The organism is Streptomyces tyrfis, from assembly GCF_037034285.1.
Taxonomy (GTDB): domain Bacteria; phylum Actinomycetota; class Actinomycetes; order Streptomycetales; family Streptomycetaceae; genus Streptomyces.
Map to the genome: position 1 here is coordinate 1 of NZ_JBAGJZ010000018.1, position 14,830 is coordinate 14,830.

Sequence of the window (14,830 nt, forward strand, 5' to 3'; positions counted from 1 at the left end):
CGCGGGCGGGTGGTCCGGCCCCCCGCGGCCGGTGTGCGGCGATCGCCGGACCGGAGGCTGCCGTGCGGGGGCGGGGGGGCGAACCGCTACGGCCGGTCGCCGCCATGGCCGCAGGCCCGGTGCCGTCCGCCGTGCACCGCCGCGTACGCCGCCGGGCGCGGCGCGGCGGTGGCCCGGTCGAGCCGCGCGACCGCGGCCCGTCCCGCCGACGAGTGCGCGTCATGAACGACCCGGCCGCCCACCAGGGTCAGCTGGACACGGGTGTCGCTGATGTCGGCCACGGGGCATTGCGTCACGTCACGGTCGAGGACGATCAGATCCGCCGCCAGCCCGGGGCGGACGGTTCCCGTGAGCCGGTCCATGCCCAGCTGCCATGCCGTGCCGTGCGTGTGCATGCGCAGCGCCGACGTGCGGCTGAGCCCCTCCGACTCCCGGTACAGCGGCCCCTCGCCCTCCGCGCCCGTGCGGTCGATCGCCGTACGGATCTGGTTCCACACCTGGAGCGGGTCCACCGGCCAGTCCGAGCCGCCCGAGAGCCGCGCCCCGTGCCGCTCCAGGGAGCGGGCGGGGTACATCCACCGGTGCCGCTCGGGCCCGATGTACGGCAGGAGCGCCTCCATCGTCCAGGTGTCCTGTGCGGCCCACTGGAGCTGCATGCACGCCACCACGTCCAGCGCGGCGAACCGCCGCAGGTCCGCCGGGTCCACCAGCTGGAGGTGGGCGATGGTGTTCCGGGCGCCGCGCAGCCCGGTCGCGCGCCGGGCGTACGCGTACCCGTCGAGCGCCGTGCGCACCGCGCGGTCGCCGAGCCCATGCGCGTGCATGCGCCAGCCGGCCCGGTTGAGCACGGCGGTCAGCCGCCCGTAGTCCTCTCCGGAAACGTACAGCTCACCGCGGTTGTCGGTCGGGTTCCCCGAACCGTCCAGATACGGCGTCAGGAGCGCCGCCGTCTGCGCCGGGTACTCGATCACTCCGTCGAGGAACACCTTGACCGTTCCGAACCGCAGCCCGGGAACGTTCCCGAAGGAGCGCCGCAGCCCGCGCGCATGGGCGAGGGCTGCCTCCGGGTCCTTGGCCAGGTCCGAGTCGATCCTGATCGCGGGCACGATCCGCTGCGGCAGTGCCCCCGCGTTCGCCAGGGCCTGGTAGAGCGCCAGCTCGCCGTGCCCGACGAGCGCGTCCATCATGGTGGTCACCCCGCAGGCCGCTGCCTGGGCGAGAACCCGGGAGCAGGCGGAGACCAATTCGGCCTCGCCGGGCTCAGGAATGTGACGGGTCACCAGTGGCTGGGCGTCGTCCTTGAGTACCCCGCTGGGCCGGCCGTCCGGCCCCTTCACGATCTTTCCCCCCACCGGATCGGGGGTCGCCGCGGTGATGCCGGCGATCTCCAGGGCGCGGGCGTTGACCCAGATGTTGTGTCCGTCGCCCCCGACGAGCGCGACCGGGCGGCGCGTGGGAAGGGCGTCGAGCAGGGAGTGGTGCGGGAGGGTGCCGTGCGGCAGCAGCCCGATCGGGTTCCAGTCCGAGACCACCAGCCAGCCGTCGGGCTCCTGGCCCGGCGTGTCCTGGAGGAAACCGGTGAGGATCGCGAGGAGTTCGTCGGCGGTCGTCTCGGCGCCCTCCAGGGAGGGGCGCAGTGAGCGCTCGCCCGCGGAGAGCGGGTGCACATGGCCGTCGTGGACGCCGCTCATCACGGTCGCCCCGTGCGCGTCGACGACCTCGGTGCCCCGTCCGGCGAGACGGCGCAGGTCGCGGCCGCGGCCGGTGGCGAGGATCCGGCCGTCGTGCCCGACGGCCACGGCCTCGGCGGGGCGGGCGCCGGGGAGTCCGGTGAACACCCGTGCGTTGTGGACGACGAGGGCCGCGGCACTCCGGTGCGCGGCGGCCGCCGGGCCGGCCGCCGCACCCACGAGTCCGGCCGCGCCCGCGGCCAGTACGGACCGCCGGGCGAGAGAGGAAGTCATGACCACTCCAGGGGTTGGGCTGCTTTTCGCTGTGGCCGGACCCTCTTTGATCAACGTCGTAACCAGAACCCCTCCCGGACGACGGAATCCGTAGGATGACGCCATGTCAGGGCCAACTCTCGTGGATGTGGCACGCGCCGCAGAGGTCTCCACCGCCACCGTCTCGCACGCCCTCAACGGAACGGGCAGGCTCTCCGACTCCACGCGCCGCCGGGTCCGCGAGGTGGCCACCGCGCTCGGCTACGGCTCGCGGCGAACCCCGCGGGCCGGGAAGATCCTGGGCGTGGCCGTCACCACCTATGCCGGATCGGCCTGGAACTTCCTCGACGTCCCGTACTTCGCGCGGCTGCTCACTGTCGCCACCGCCACCGCGCACGCCCACGGCTACGCCCTGACGGTTCTCCCCGCCGCCTGCGGGGCCGACACGCCCTGGCACACCCTGGCCGTGGACGGCATGCTGCTCCTCGACAGCCCCAAGGACGACCCGGTGCTGCGTGCGCTGCGCGCCCGGGGCATCCCGCTCGTCTTCGACGGCCGGCCCGTCGATCCGAGGCCCGGGGACATCTGGGTCGACAACGACCACATCGCCACCACCCGCGAGGTCCTCGACCATCTGGCCGCCTCGGGCGCCCGGCGGATCGCCCTGCACGCCGGATACGGCGACGAGCACTACACCCGGGCCGTGACCCGCGCCCATCGGCAGTGGTGCCAGGAGCGCGGCCGGACTCCGCTGGTTCTCGCCTTCGACCCGCACGACGCCTCGGGTCACGGCTTCGACGCCGCTTTCGCCGCCGGCGGGTGCGACGCGGTCTACTCGGTCTACGACCCCGGCGGCCGCCAGGTCCTGGCCGCGGCGGCCCGTCACGGCCTGCGGATCCCCGACGACCTTCTTCTCGTCTGCGCCAGCGAGGACCAGTCCTACGCCGCGAACGATCCGTCGGTGAGCACCGTGACGCTGTGCCCGGAGACGATCGCCGAGATCGCGGTGACGGCCCTGGTCTCCCGCCTGTCGCCCACCGGCCCGCCACCACGGCCCGGCGCCCTGACGGTCCCGGCGGTCCTCCGTCCCCGCCGCTCCTCGCGCCGGGTCCGGCCGGGAGGCTGACACCCCGTTCCCGTCGGTCGTCGGGGACGGAAGGGCCTCGGGGCGAGGGGTCTCCTCGGCGCCGGGGACCGTGCGCCGCCTCCTCACGTCGCGTTCAGGGCCACCGTCGGGTGGAGACGGGAGGCGCGGATCGCCGGATAGAGGCCCGCGACGACGCCGATCAGGAGGGTGGCGGCCAGGCCGCCGGCCAGGGACCAGGGCGGGACCACCGCGGTCCACCCCTGCACCCGCGCGAAGCCGTACGTCGCCGCAGCTCCCAGCAGCGCGCCGGTCACCCCGCCCAGCGCCGACAGCAGCAGCGACTCCGCCAGGAACTGGAGACGGATCGCGTTGCGGGTCGCGCCCAGCGAGCGGCGCAGGCCGATCTCCTGGCGACGCTCCAGGACGGAGATGACCATGGTGTTCGCCACGCCCACCCCGCCCACCAGGAGGGCCACCGCGCCCAGGCCGAGCATCAGGGCCGTCAGGCCCTCGTCGGTGGCGGCCTTGGCGGCCAGCGCGTCCGAGGGGCGCGAGACCTTGACGCTCGCCTCGTCGCCGGGGCTGATGGTGCGGGCGAGGACCGCCCGCACGTCCTCCACCGAGGCGTCCGTGGAGCGTTCGAAGACGGTGGTGGGGTGGCCGTCGAAGCCGAAGTAGCGCTCGGCGGCGGGGAACCCGACCAACGCCACCCGGTCCAGGGTGGGCACCAGTTCGAGCGGTTTGAGGATGCCGACCACGACCACGCGAGTGTCGTTCATCATGATCGTCTCACCGGTGCGGGTGATGCCCAGGCGCTCCGCCGCCACCGCGCCGAGGACCGTCGTCGGCAGGCGTTCGCCGGCCGGGTCCAGCCAGGCGCCCCGGTCGACCTCCCCGCCGAGTGCGGAGAGCAGGTCGAGGCGGGCCGCCTGCGTGGTGACTCCGGCGGTGCGTTCCTCGGGGACGACGTCGCTGCGGCGGATCCGGGCGTCGACGTCGGCGGTGGCCGTGGCGTGCAGCACCGGGCCGACGCGCTCGACCATGGCCACCGCGTTCTTGGGGAGTTCGGCCTTCTGCCCCGTGGCGTCCTTGCCCGCCTCGGCGGTGAGGAGGTTGGTGCCGAGGCGGTCGAGCCGGGCCATCAGGTCGGCGCGGCTCGACTCGGACAGGCCGACGACCGCGACCATGGTCGCGATGCCGATGGCGATGCCCAGCGACGAGAGCACCACGCGGGCACGGCGCGCGCGAAGGCCGAGCGCGCCGACGCGCAGGATGTCGGAAAGGGAGAGGCGGGGCGGCCTGAGGTCGTTCTTCACCAGCGGGCCTCTTTCTCACGGGAGGCGGACCCCGCGCCGCGCCCGGCGCCGGACCGCGAGTCCGCGACGATCTCGCCGTCCTTGAACCGGACCCGGCGCGGCAGCGTCTCCGCGATCTCGTTGTCGTGGGTGATCAGGCAGACGGTGGTGCCGGACGCGTTCAGCTCGTGCAGCAGCTCCATGACGATCCCGCCGGAAGCGGTGTCCAGCGCCCCGGTCGGCTCGTCCGCGAGCAGCAGCCGGGGGGCTCCGACCAGGGCCCGGGCGATGGCGACGCGCTGTTTCTCGCCGCCGGACAGCTCGTTCGGCGTATGCGCGCGGCGGTGGTCCAGCCCCACCCTGGCCAGCGCCTCACGGGCACGCGCACGCCGTCGTCTCGACGGCACGCCCGCGTACAGCAGTCCGTCGGCGACGTTGTCCACCGCGTCGCGTCCCGCCGCCAGGTGGAAGTGCTGGAACACGAAGCCGATGTGGCGGGCGCGCAGCGAGGAGAGCCGGGAGTCGGAGAGCTCGGACACGTCGTACCCGGCGATCCGGACGGTGCCCGTGGTGGGCTTGTCGAGGGTGCCCATGATGTTGAGCATCGTGGACTTGCCGGAGCCGGACGGGCCGACCACGGCGAGCAGTTCTCCTTCTTCGACGGTGAGGTTCACCCCGCGCAGCGCGTGGACGCCGCCGGGGTACGACTTGGCGGCGTCGCGCACTTCGATCACCGGGCCCGATGTCATGGCTTCGCCACTCCGACCTTCATGCCCTCGCGCACGTCCGGGCCGCTGACCTCGATCAGCCCGTCGGCGGTCATGCCCGTCTCGACCCGCACCATCGTCGAGGACGCGCCCCGGACCACTTGGAGGCCGTAGCCGCCGTTCTCGCCCCGCAGCGCGACGACCGCCTCGACGGGGACCGCGAGGACCCCCTTGCGCGCCTCGCTGACGAACTTCACGCTCGCCGACACCGCGGTGTCCTCGCCGGACGCGGCCTTCACCCCGCCGTCCAGGACCACCTCGACGGTGATGCCCTCCTGCGCGCCGCCACCGCCTTCGGTTTCCTCCGGGCGCACCGTCCCGGCCACGTTGCCGGCCACGGTCTTCCCGCTCGGCAGGGTGACCTCGACCCGGGTCCCGCGCGCGGTGAGCGGGCCGTCGGTCTGGTCGAGCTGCGCTCGTACGACGGGCTTGGTGGAGGCGACCGTCAGGACCGGCGTGTCCGGGCCCACCTGGTCGGCGAGCGCCGCGTCGGCGGAGACCACCTTGACCGGGCCGGGCTGGAAGACGACGTCGCCCCGGCCGACCCTGCCGGTGGTGTCACGGTTCAGGGACTTCTGCCACCGCTTGACGGCGGCCTCGGTGTCCGCGTCGTACCGCGTGTCGACGTACAGGTTCGCCCCGTATCCCAGGTCGCGCAGACCGCGCTCCAGTTGGAGGACGTCGCTGCCCCGGTCGCCCGCCTTCATCTCGCGGAACATCGGGACGGGTCCGTAGAGCAGGGTGACGGGCTTGTCGTTCAGCTCGTACAGGGCCTGTCCGGCGGTCAGCGTCTTGCCTTCGGAAGCGGCCACCGTGACGGTGCCCTCGACCGCGGACTTGACCGCACGGCGCCGCGCGAAGTCGAGCTTACCGTCGACCGTCTTGGACCGCACGAGGTCGGTGCGCACCACGGCCGCCGTGGCGGGCGGCAGGTCGCCGCCCCTGCCGGAGGCGCCCGCGTCGCCCCCGTCGAGGGGGAGCAGGAAGCCCGCGGCGACGGCGGCGACGACCACCGCGCCGAGTGTGATCGAGAGGGTGCGGCGCCTCACTGCATGCCGTCCAGACCGTCGAGCAGCTTCGACTCGCACGCCTCGCGGGCCTTCTTGTACGCCGGCGAGTTCGAGTCGATGGAGGGGGACATGGGGTTCGGGTCGCCGCCCGGCTGGGCGTTGCCGCCGCTCATGGTCGGGTTGGTGAACCTGGAGACGCCGTTGTCCCGCATGCACTGGGCGTGCGCGAGCATCGACTCGTAGTCCTTCTGCTGGTCGCGCTCGGGCTCGGCCGCCATGGCGGCCCGCAACTCGTCGACGCAGGCGCCTCCCTTGCCGCCCTTGATGCCCTCGTTGGCACCGGGCTGGGCGCCGATCTCGTTGATCTTGTCCCAGTCGAGGTATCCGCTGAGCTTGGGATCGGGGAAGTCCTTGTAGCCGCCCTTGGCGCGCATGCACTGGACGTACGTCATCTGGGCGTCGTAGAAAGCGCTCTTGCCCGCGGCCGGGCCGCCCGGGTTCTTCTCGTCCTTCGCGCCGCTCCCGGTCGGCGTGCCCGGCGCGTCGGGCACGTCGACGACCGTGTCGCTCTTCTTCGTCCCGCCCGCGCTGTCGTCCCCGCCGCCGCAGGCGACGCAGAGGGCGAGCACGGGCGCTGCCACGAGGGCGGCCGTCCGCCACCGGGCGGCGGCGCGGGGTTTCGTCCTGAGGAAGTTCATGCACCCCACGTTCGCCACCGCCGGTGATGGCCCGTCCATGGGCACGTGATGGGAACGTAACAATGCCCCCGACCTGCGGCTCCGTCCCCGTTCGGACTAGGGGGTGTCTGATGGATGAGTGCGGGAGAAGGAGCGGGGGCCGGTGCGTGCGATCGCAAGGCGCCGGAGCGTCTGCGTGGCGGAGCCACGTGGGCGGTTCGGCAACGCCGCGAGCGTGCGTGCCGGACCCCGCGACGCCGCAGGTATTGTCAGACCCCCCTAGGGCGGAAGGGGCCCGGGCGTGCTCATAATCGGCCCCATGCCGCATGTGCTGCTCATCGAGGACGACGTGTCCGTACGGGACGGAATGGAGCTCGTGCTGCGCCGGCACGGGTACGGCGTGGACACCGCCGCCACCGGCGAGCAGGCGCTCGCCCTGCTGGCCGGGGAGCAGGGCGCGCGCGTCGAGCTGGCCGTCGTGGACCTGATGCTGCCCGGCATGGACGGCTTCGAGGTGTGCCGCCGCATCCGCGCCCGCTCGGCGACCCTGCCGGTCATCATGCTGACCGCGCGCGGCGACGACCACGACATCGTGACCGGGCTGGAGGCGGGCGCCGACGACTACGTCGTCAAGCCCGTCACCGCGCCCGTGCTGCAGGCCCGTATCCGGGCCGCGCTGCGGCGCGCGGAACCGTCGGCACGGCAGGGGCCGGGCGCCGACCTCGCCGGTCTGGTGATCGACCGCGCCGGGCTGACCGTCACCAGGAACGGCGCCCCCGTCCCGCTTCCGCCCACCGAACTGCGGCTGCTGCTGGAGCTGTCGGCCTCCCCGGGCCGGGTCCTCAGCCGCGAGCAGCTCCTCGAATCCGTCTGGGACCACAGCTTCCTGGGCGACTCCCGGCTGGTGGACGCGGCGGTCGGGCGGCTGCGGGCCAAGATCGAGGAGGTTCCGGCCAAGCCCCGGTACATCCAGACGGTGCGGGGCTTCGGCTACCGTTTCGGTCCCCTGTGAACCGTGGGGACCGGAAGGACGGGACGGGCCCCCGCGAGGGCGGGCGCCGCGCCGCCGCGCCGAGACGCCCGTGGCGGCCCCTGGGCGGGCTGCGCGCCCGGCTCGTCGTCACCTTCGTCTGCGTCGCCCTCGTCAGCGCGGTGACCGCGACCGCCCTGGCCTACCGGGACGCCCGCACCGCCGTCCTCCGGCGCACCCAGGACACCGCCGTGGACGGCCTCCGGGAGCGGGCCACCGCGGTCGCCGCCGACTTCGACCTGCCGCCCGACCAGGAGTCGCTGTCCCGGTTCGCCGCGAAGGTCTCCGACGGTCTCGGCGCCCGCATCGTGGTCGCCCGCTACCAGGACCTGGTCGCGGTCTCCGACTCGTTCGCCGACACGAAGGAACGGATCACGGTCGAACTGCGCGCCGCCGTCACGACCGGGGGCGGCGCCCGGTTCCAGCGGGTGACGTGGCGGGACGAGCCCTACCTGGTCGTGGGCATGCCCGTGACATACGCCGACGGGGACCGCGGCGCCTCGGGTCTGGAGGTCTACGCGATCACGGATCTGCGGGCCGAGCGCGACGACACCGCCGCCCTGCTGGACTCCGTACGGGCGGGCACCGTGCCGGTGGTGCTGCTGGCGGCGGTCCTGGCGCTGCTGGCCGCGAGGACGGTCCTTCGGCCGGTACGGAAGCTGGGCCGGGCCACCCGGGAGCTCGCGTGGGGAGATCTCGGCAGCCGGGTCGCCGTCTCCGGGCACGACGAACTCGCCGACCTGGCCCGGACGTTCAACGAGACCGCCGACGCGCTCCAGGCCTCCGACGCGGAACTGCGGGGGCAGGAGGCGAAGGCACGCCGCTTCGTGGCGGACGTGTCGCACGAACTGCGCACGCCCCTCGCGGCGATGACGATGGTGGCGACCGTGCTGGAGGAGGACGCCGACCAGCTGCCGCCGGACACCGCGCGGGCGGCCCGCACCGTGGGCACGGAGACGGCCCGGCTGTCCCGGCTGGTCGAGGATCTGATGGAGATCTCCCGCTTCGACGCCGGGGCGGTACGGCTCAACGCGTCCGAGACGGACCTGGCCGACACCGTGCGGGCGTCCCTCGCGCTGCGCGGCTGGACGGACCGGGTGGAGACGCGCCTGCCCGAGGGGCTGCGGGCGGTGGTGGACCGGCGCCGCGTCGACGTGATCGTCGCGAACCTGGTGGGCAACGCGCTGCGGCACGGCGGCCCGCCGGTCACCGTGACCCTCGGAACGGCCCGCGCGGCGGACGGGGGCGGCGGGGAGTGGGTGACGCTGGAGGTCGCCGACCGCGGCCCCGGGCTGCCGCCGGGGGCCCGGGAACGAGTCTTCGACCGGTTCTACAAGGCGGACACGGCCCGTACCCGCGGCGCGGCCGACGACAGCGGGCAGGGCAGCGGGCTCGGTACGGCGATCGCGCTGGAGAACGCGCGGCTGCACGGCGGCACGATCGACGTGGCCGACGGGCCGCGGCGCGGCGCGGTGTTCACGCTGCGGCTGCCGCTGCGGCGCGGGGAGGAGGAGACGGGATGAGGGGCCGGTCGGCGGGCGTGGTCGCCGCGCTGGGAATCGTCCTCGCCGGCTGCGGCGTCCAGCCGACCGGGGTGGTGGGCGCGGGCGAACCCGCGTCCGGGCTGACGCACGGGGCGCGGCTGTACTTCGCGTCCGCCGGTGGACTGCGCGCGGTGCCCGTGGGCGACAGGGAGATCAAGAATCTCAGCGCGGTGGTGAAGCTGCTTCTGCTGGGGCCGCCGCCCGGCGACCGGGCCGACGGTCTCACCTCGTTCGTCGAACTGCCCGGCTTCTCCGCGACCGGAACGGGGACCCGGGTGACACTGCGCCTCGACGGCGTCTACGCGGGGACGGGGCGGGACCAGGGCACGGGTCAGCTGGTGTGCACGCTGGCCCGCGCCCAGTCCGTGCTCGCTCCGGACGTCAGGACCGATGACGTGGAGGTCACGCTGCGGCCGTCCGGAAGCCCCGCGCTGGGCCCGTACCGGTGCGCGGAGTTCCTCAGCAGGTGAGGGCGCGTTCTCCGGGGCCGCCCGCCGCCCGACGAGCACCGGGCGTTCCGCTGCACCCGGCCCGGCCCTGCCCGGTCCACGCGTCCGCGCCGGGCCGGCTCGTGCGGAGCGTCAGCCGGCCCGGTGCTCCCATCCCCGCGTCATACGGGACAGCACCTGGAAGCCGTACCGGCTCAGCCGCTCGATCTCCTCGGCGTCGTCCGCGGAGGCGTACGCCAGCAACCGGTCCGTCCCGGCCATCCGCAGCCACTGCGCGACGTGCGCGAGGAGCCGTTCCTCCAGCCCGGAACCCTGGTACGGCTCGGCGACGTGGAGTTCGGACAGGTCGGCCAGGCCGCCGTTGCGGGCGTGCCGCTCGGGCCGGTCGAGAGACGTGTCCACCTCGGCGAATCCGACCACGTCCGTGCCCAGCCGGGCGGAGAACCGGGTCCCGCACTCGCCGAGGGTGCGCCGGATGACCGGGCCCGGGGCGGCGGCCCCGACGGCCTGCCGGAGGTCGGCCACCGTGGCCATCAGCAGCACTTCCGTGTGCCCGGTCCGTGCGAAGCCGGCCCGTTCGTAGGAGGCGCGGATGTGCGGCCACTGGTCCGGGAGACCGCAGATGCCGGGCGCGGGGAGCTGTCCGTCGGCATGGCACCGCGACACCCCCCAGCGCGTCAGCTGCGCGAGGCAGGCCGCCATCAGGAGGTCGGCGGCCTGTTCGGAGTCCGGCCAGAAGGGGGCCGGGGGCCGGAAGAGGAACCACTCGATCACGCCGGCGTTCCGGTAATCCGCCCCGGTCGTGTCGTCGGCGCGGTAGCGCAGCAGGTGGGCGGCGGCGGCGATGTGCTGCCTCTGCTCGGCCACGAGCGTGACGCGCTCGGCCACCCACGGATCGGTGATGAACTCGTCGGGACGCCGCTGCAGCTGGTTCAGCACCGTGTTCACGGACACGGAGAGGCCGGGGACGACGGCTGAGATGTGGGCGTTGACCAGCTCCGTCAGCTGATCGCGGTCGTCGCGGTGAAAGGAGCGCACCTTCAGAGAGGACGACATGACAAACCTCCGAGTTGTGGGTTTCGGGAGGCCGCCAAGAGGTGCGGTACGCCGCGACTGTAGCAGAGGCGCGCCGCGGGACCCGGGGGACGATCGTGTGCTGCTGGATCCCGTGGTCGTTCCACGGTCGGGCCGGAGAAGTCGTCGGTCATACGACTGACACAATTCCGCGCGCCGCCTGATGCGCGGCCACAACTGCCCGGATGCGCTCCCCGCCGAGGGTGAGGGGGTGTGCGCGGCCCGTCGCGCACGTGTCCTGGAGGGGTGGTCGCCGGTGAGTGCGCGTGAGACGAGTGCGCGGGGGTCGGGCGCACGCGAGGTGAGTGCGCGGGAGGTACGCGGTACCGGGGCCGAGGGGGTGCGCCGCCGGGGGCGGTCCCGGGTCGGCAGGGTGTGCGCTGCGGCCGCGGCGCTGATCGCCGTCGGAAGCGGAATCGCCGTCGGGGTCGGGGGCTGCCTCGCCGGGAGCGGCGCGGACGAGGACGGAGCCGCGTCCGTGTCCTCGCGGGCGATGGATCTGCTCGGGCCCTCGCTGCCGTGGCCGCGCGAGGGCCAGACGAGCATCGCGGTGGAGGGGCTGGGCCGACTCGGAAGCGAGGGCGGGCGGCGGCCGGTTCCGATCGCGAGTCTGATGTGGGCCGCCGAGGCGGGTTCCGGTGCGAAGCGGCGTCTGGTGCTCGGCGTCGTCCTCGGGCAGCGGGCCGGCACCACGCCCGAGGCGGGTCTGCAGGCGGCGCTGGACCGGAGCGGTGCGCTGATCAAGGCGGTGCGCGAGGCGCTGCCCGCGGTGCTCGACGGCCGGGGAGAGGTGCGGGCATGACCACGAGCCTCGCGCGTACGACCAGCGCTCCCGGGCACGCGCAGGGGCGCGGCCCCGGACACAAGGACGGCCACGGCCACGAACACGGGCACGGTGGCGAGGAGGGCGGCGGGGCCGGGACGCGGCGCGGGCGCCGGACCGCGGCGGTGGCCGTGGTGACGGGGGTCGTCATGCTCGCCGCCGCCCGGCTGCCGTCCGGACCCGGCCATCTCGTCGGCCTGGCGCAGACCTTCCTGCCCTGGCTCGGCCTGAGCGTGCCCCTTCTGCTCGTCCTGGCCGTCGTCCGGAGCGCGCGGGTCGCCGCCGTCGCCGTCCTGGTTCCCGCGGTCGCCTGGTGTTCCCTGTTCGGCGGCCTGCTCGTCGACGGACGCGGCGACGGCGGGGACCTCACCGTGGTCAGCCACAACGTCCGCGAGGCGAACCCCGACCCGCGCGGGACCGCCCGCGCACTCGCCGCGTCCGGCGCCGGTCTGCTGGCGTTGCAGGAGCTGACGCCGCAGGCCGCCCCCGTGTACGAGAGGGCGCTGGCCGGCGCGTATCCGTACCATGCGGTGCGCGGCTCGGTCGGGCTGTGGAGCGCCTATCCGCTGCGGGACGCGGAACCCGTTCCGATCATGCCGTGGACCCGCGCGCTGCGGGCCGTCGTCGACACCCCGAAGGGACCGCTCGCCGTGTACGTCGTCCATCTCGCGTCCGTGCGCGTGAGCCTCGAAGGGGGCTTCGCCACGGGACGCCGCGACGAGGCGGCCGCCAGGCTCGCCGAGGCGGTACGGGCCGAGCGGCTGCCCCGCGTGCTCGTGGCCGGCGACTTCAACGGCGCGCCGGACGACACGTCGCTGCGCCCCCTGACCGGGCAGCTGCGGTCGGCGCAGCGCGTGGCGGGACGGGGGTTCGGCTTCACCTGGCCGGCCGCCTTCCCGCTGGCCCGGATCGATCAGATCCTCATGAAGGGCGTCACGCCGACGGCGTCCTCGACCCTGCCGCGCACCGGCAGCGACCACCTCCCGGTCGCGGCCTCCCTGCGCCTGTGAACACCGGGACGACGGCGGTTACGATCGCCCTGCGACAGGGTCCGGCAGACGGCCGGGCCACCAGGAAGGCAACCCCTCAGTGAGCGTGCACATCCTCCTCGTCGAGGACGACGAGGCCATCCGCAGATCCGTCGGGCTGGCCCTGGAGCGGTACGGCTACCGGACCTCGGCCGCCGCCGACGGGCTGACCGGCCTGGAGATGTTCCGCGAAGGGGCGCACGATCTGCTCCTGCTGGACGTCATGCTCCCGCACCTCGACGGGATCGGTCTGTGCCGCCGGGTCCGTGAGACCAGTCAGGCCCCCGTCCTGATGATGTCGGCCCGGGGCGACGCGCTCGATGTGATCGGCGGTCTTGAAGCCGGGGCCGACGACTACGTCGTCAAGCCCGTCGACACCGCCGAGCTGGTGGCCCGTATCCGCACCCTGCTGCGCCGCGCCGGCCCTCCCGTCTCCGGCGGCGGGGCGTCCGGCCCGGACAGCGGCCTGCTCGTCTTCCGGAACCTGACCGTCGACACGCGCGGTCTGGAGGTCCGCAGGGACGGCGAACCGCTCGGACTCACCCCCACGGAACTGCGTCTCCTCCTGGAGTTCGTGGCCGCTCCCGGCATCGCCCTGCAACGGCAGACCCTGCTGCGCAAGGTCTGGGACTACGGGTGGAACGGCGACAGCCGGGTCGTCGACCTGGCGGTGCAGCGGCTGCGCAAGAAGATCGGCGCCGACCACATCGACACCGTGCGCGGCTTCGGCTACCGGTTCCGCCGTTGAGGACCGCCACGACCCCCGCCGTCGGTCCGGCCCGCCGCTCCTTGTGGCGCCTGGCCGATCCGAGGTCCTTCCGCTGGAAGGTCGCCGCCGCGGTCGCCGCCGCCGCCTGCGCGATGGCCCTGGGCATCGGGATCCTGGTGCACCGTTCCACCGAGACCCGCTCGCTGAGTCTGGGCCGCGCCACCGCGGTACGCGATCTCAAGGAGGCCGAAGCCGAATTCCGCATCGAGCACGCCCCGTCGCAGGGGGGCTCGTATCTGATCGGCGACGAGGCGCCGGACGAGCTGCTGAAGCGGCTCGGCTCCGGGCCGGGCCCCGTCACCTGGTACGACACCACCAAACCGGCACAGGGCGCAGCCATGTGGGCGGCGACGCGGACCGACGGCACGGTGATCGCCGTGCGCACGGACATGCTCATCGATCAGCTGAGCCGCCAGGCCCTCGACCGGCACATGCGCTACGCGGCCGTCGCCACGCTCGCCGTCGTCGTGCCCCTCACGCTGCTCGCCGCCGAACTGCCGCTGCGGCGGCTGCGCCGCGTCACGGACACCGCCCGCCGCATCCGCCACGGCGATCTGGACGCGCGCACCGACGACCCGGCCCGCGACGAGATCGGCGAGATCTCCTCGGCGGTCGACCACATGGCGGACGCGCTCCGGGACCGGCTGCACAGCGAGCAGCGCTTCACCGCCGACGTCGCCCATGAACTGCGCACGCCCATCGCGGGGCTGGTCACCTCCGCCTCCCTGCTGCCGGAGAGCGAGCCGACCGACCTCGTCCGCGACCGCGTGCGCGTCCTGCGCGCCCTGGTGGACGACCTCCTGGAGATCTCCCGCCTCGACACGGGCACGGAACGGGCCGACACCCAGCCGGTGCCGCTGGGCGAACTGGCCGAGGAGTCCGTGCGGCGCACGGGACTGGAGGCGCGGCTCACCGTGACCGGACGGCCGGTCGCCGGGACGGATCCCCGCAGACTCGACCGCATCATCACCAACCTGATCGTCAACGCCCACCGCCATGGGGAACCTCCGGTCGAGGTCGTCGTCGCGGGCGCCACGATCGTCGTGCGTGACCACGGCCCCGGCTTCCCCCGGGACCTGCTGGACCAGGGGCCGCGGCGTTTCCGTACCGGGTCGGCGGAACGGGGCCACGGCCACGGGCTGGGCCTGACCATCGCCATGGGCCAGGCGCAGGTGATCGGCGCGCGGCTCACCCTCGCGAACGCCTCCCCGCACGGCGCCGTCGCGACGCTCGACCTGAAGCACGTCGCGGCGGCCCCCGGCCCCGGCCACCCCTGACGCCACGAGGAACGCGGCGGTGCGGGGGTGTGTGAGCGGGGTCGGGGACGCCGACGG

The 14,830-nt window shown here is 74.2% G+C and carries 14 protein-coding genes; 8 read left to right on the forward strand and 6 right to left on the reverse strand.

Annotated elements, in window-relative coordinates; all coding sequences use genetic code 11:
• Nucleotides 1–86: 86 nt before the first annotated feature.
• Nucleotides 87–1,964, reverse strand: a complete 1,878-nt coding sequence (locus tag WA762_RS15935) for an amidohydrolase (RefSeq protein WP_335936372.1) — start codon at nucleotides 1,962–1,964, stop codon at nucleotides 87–89.
• Nucleotides 1,965–2,067: 103 nt separating this feature from the next.
• On the opposite strand from WA762_RS15935, the gene WA762_RS15940 reads away from it, so the two are divergent.
• Nucleotides 2,068–3,069, forward strand: coding sequence for a LacI family DNA-binding transcriptional regulator (locus WA762_RS15940; protein WP_335936373.1), 1,002 nt, complete (start codon nucleotides 2,068–2,070; stop codon nucleotides 3,067–3,069).
• 83 nt (nucleotides 3,070–3,152) lie between these two features.
• Here WA762_RS15940 and WA762_RS15945 read toward each other — a convergent pair whose 3' ends face one another.
• The 4 genes from WA762_RS15945 to WA762_RS15960 are packed head-to-tail and all read right to left on the reverse strand — an operon-like array spanning nucleotide 3,153 to nucleotide 6,800.
• Nucleotides 3,153–4,346, reverse strand: coding sequence for an ABC transporter permease (locus tag WA762_RS15945; RefSeq protein WP_335936374.1), 1,194 nt, complete (start codon nucleotides 4,344–4,346; stop codon nucleotides 3,153–3,155).
• Nucleotides 4,343–5,074, reverse strand: a complete 732-nt coding sequence (locus WA762_RS15950; RefSeq protein WP_335936375.1) for an ABC transporter ATP-binding protein — start codon at nucleotides 5,072–5,074, stop codon at nucleotides 4,343–4,345. Before WA762_RS15950 ends, WA762_RS15945 begins: the two co-directional genes overlap by 4 nt.
• Nucleotides 5,071–6,141: a peptidoglycan-binding protein gene (locus WA762_RS15955; protein WP_443080601.1), complete on the reverse strand. Its 1,071-nt coding sequence runs from the start codon at nucleotides 6,139–6,141 to the stop codon at nucleotides 5,071–5,073. Before WA762_RS15955 ends, WA762_RS15950 begins: the two co-directional genes overlap by 4 nt.
• Nucleotides 6,138–6,800, reverse strand: coding sequence for a hypothetical protein (locus WA762_RS15960; protein WP_335936376.1), 663 nt, complete (start codon nucleotides 6,798–6,800; stop codon nucleotides 6,138–6,140). The genes WA762_RS15955 and WA762_RS15960 overlap by 4 nt, the downstream gene beginning before the upstream one ends.
• Before the next feature lie 298 nt (nucleotides 6,801–7,098).
• On the opposite strand from WA762_RS15960, the gene WA762_RS15965 reads away from it, so the two are divergent.
• The 3 genes from WA762_RS15965 (at nucleotide 7,099) to WA762_RS15975 (ending at nucleotide 9,823) form a co-directional block, all read left to right on the forward strand.
• Nucleotides 7,099–7,791, forward strand: coding sequence for a response regulator transcription factor (locus WA762_RS15965; protein ID WP_335936377.1), 693 nt, complete (start codon nucleotides 7,099–7,101; stop codon nucleotides 7,789–7,791).
• 89 nt (nucleotides 7,792–7,880) lie between these two features.
• Nucleotides 7,881–9,332 carry an ATP-binding protein gene (locus WA762_RS15970; RefSeq protein ID WP_443080607.1) on the forward strand — a complete coding sequence of 484 codons (1,452 nt, stop codon included), beginning with the start codon at nucleotides 7,881–7,883 and terminating at the stop codon, nucleotides 9,330–9,332.
• Nucleotides 9,329–9,823 carry a hypothetical protein gene (locus WA762_RS15975; RefSeq protein ID WP_335936378.1) on the forward strand — a complete coding sequence of 165 codons (495 nt, stop codon included), beginning with the start codon at nucleotides 9,329–9,331 and terminating at the stop codon, nucleotides 9,821–9,823. Before WA762_RS15970 ends, WA762_RS15975 begins: the two co-directional genes overlap by 4 nt.
• A 111-nt stretch (nucleotides 9,824–9,934) precedes the next feature.
• On the opposite strand, the gene WA762_RS15980 is transcribed toward WA762_RS15975, so the two are convergent.
• Entirely contained in the window at nucleotides 9,935–10,858 is a 924-nt protein-coding gene (locus WA762_RS15980) for a GNAT family N-acetyltransferase (RefSeq protein ID WP_335936379.1), read from the reverse strand.
• A gap of 391 nt (nucleotides 10,859–11,249) precedes the next feature.
• Between WA762_RS15980 and WA762_RS15985 the strand changes: the two genes are divergently transcribed.
• The 4 genes from WA762_RS15985 (at nucleotide 11,250) to WA762_RS16000 (ending at nucleotide 14,773) form a co-directional block, all read left to right on the forward strand.
• A complete protein-coding gene (locus tag WA762_RS15985; RefSeq protein ID WP_335936380.1) occupies nucleotides 11,250–11,678 on the forward strand; it encodes a hypothetical protein in 429 nt (142 codons plus the stop codon).
• Nucleotides 11,675–12,709: an endonuclease/exonuclease/phosphatase family protein gene (locus tag WA762_RS15990; protein WP_335936381.1), complete on the forward strand. Its 1,035-nt coding sequence runs from the start codon at nucleotides 11,675–11,677 to the stop codon at nucleotides 12,707–12,709. The genes WA762_RS15985 and WA762_RS15990 overlap by 4 nt, the downstream gene beginning before the upstream one ends.
• Nucleotides 12,710–12,788: 79 nt before the next feature.
• On the forward strand, nucleotides 12,789–13,475 hold the full coding sequence (cseB, locus tag WA762_RS15995) for a two-component system response regulator CseB (RefSeq protein ID WP_335936382.1): 687 nt from the start codon (nucleotides 12,789–12,791) through the stop codon (nucleotides 13,473–13,475).
• Nucleotides 13,472–14,773: a sensor histidine kinase gene (locus WA762_RS16000; RefSeq protein ID WP_335936383.1), complete on the forward strand. Its 1,302-nt coding sequence runs from the start codon at nucleotides 13,472–13,474 to the stop codon at nucleotides 14,771–14,773. Before cseB ends, WA762_RS16000 begins: the two co-directional genes overlap by 4 nt.
• The last annotated feature ends 57 nt before the right edge of the window (nucleotides 14,774–14,830 follow it).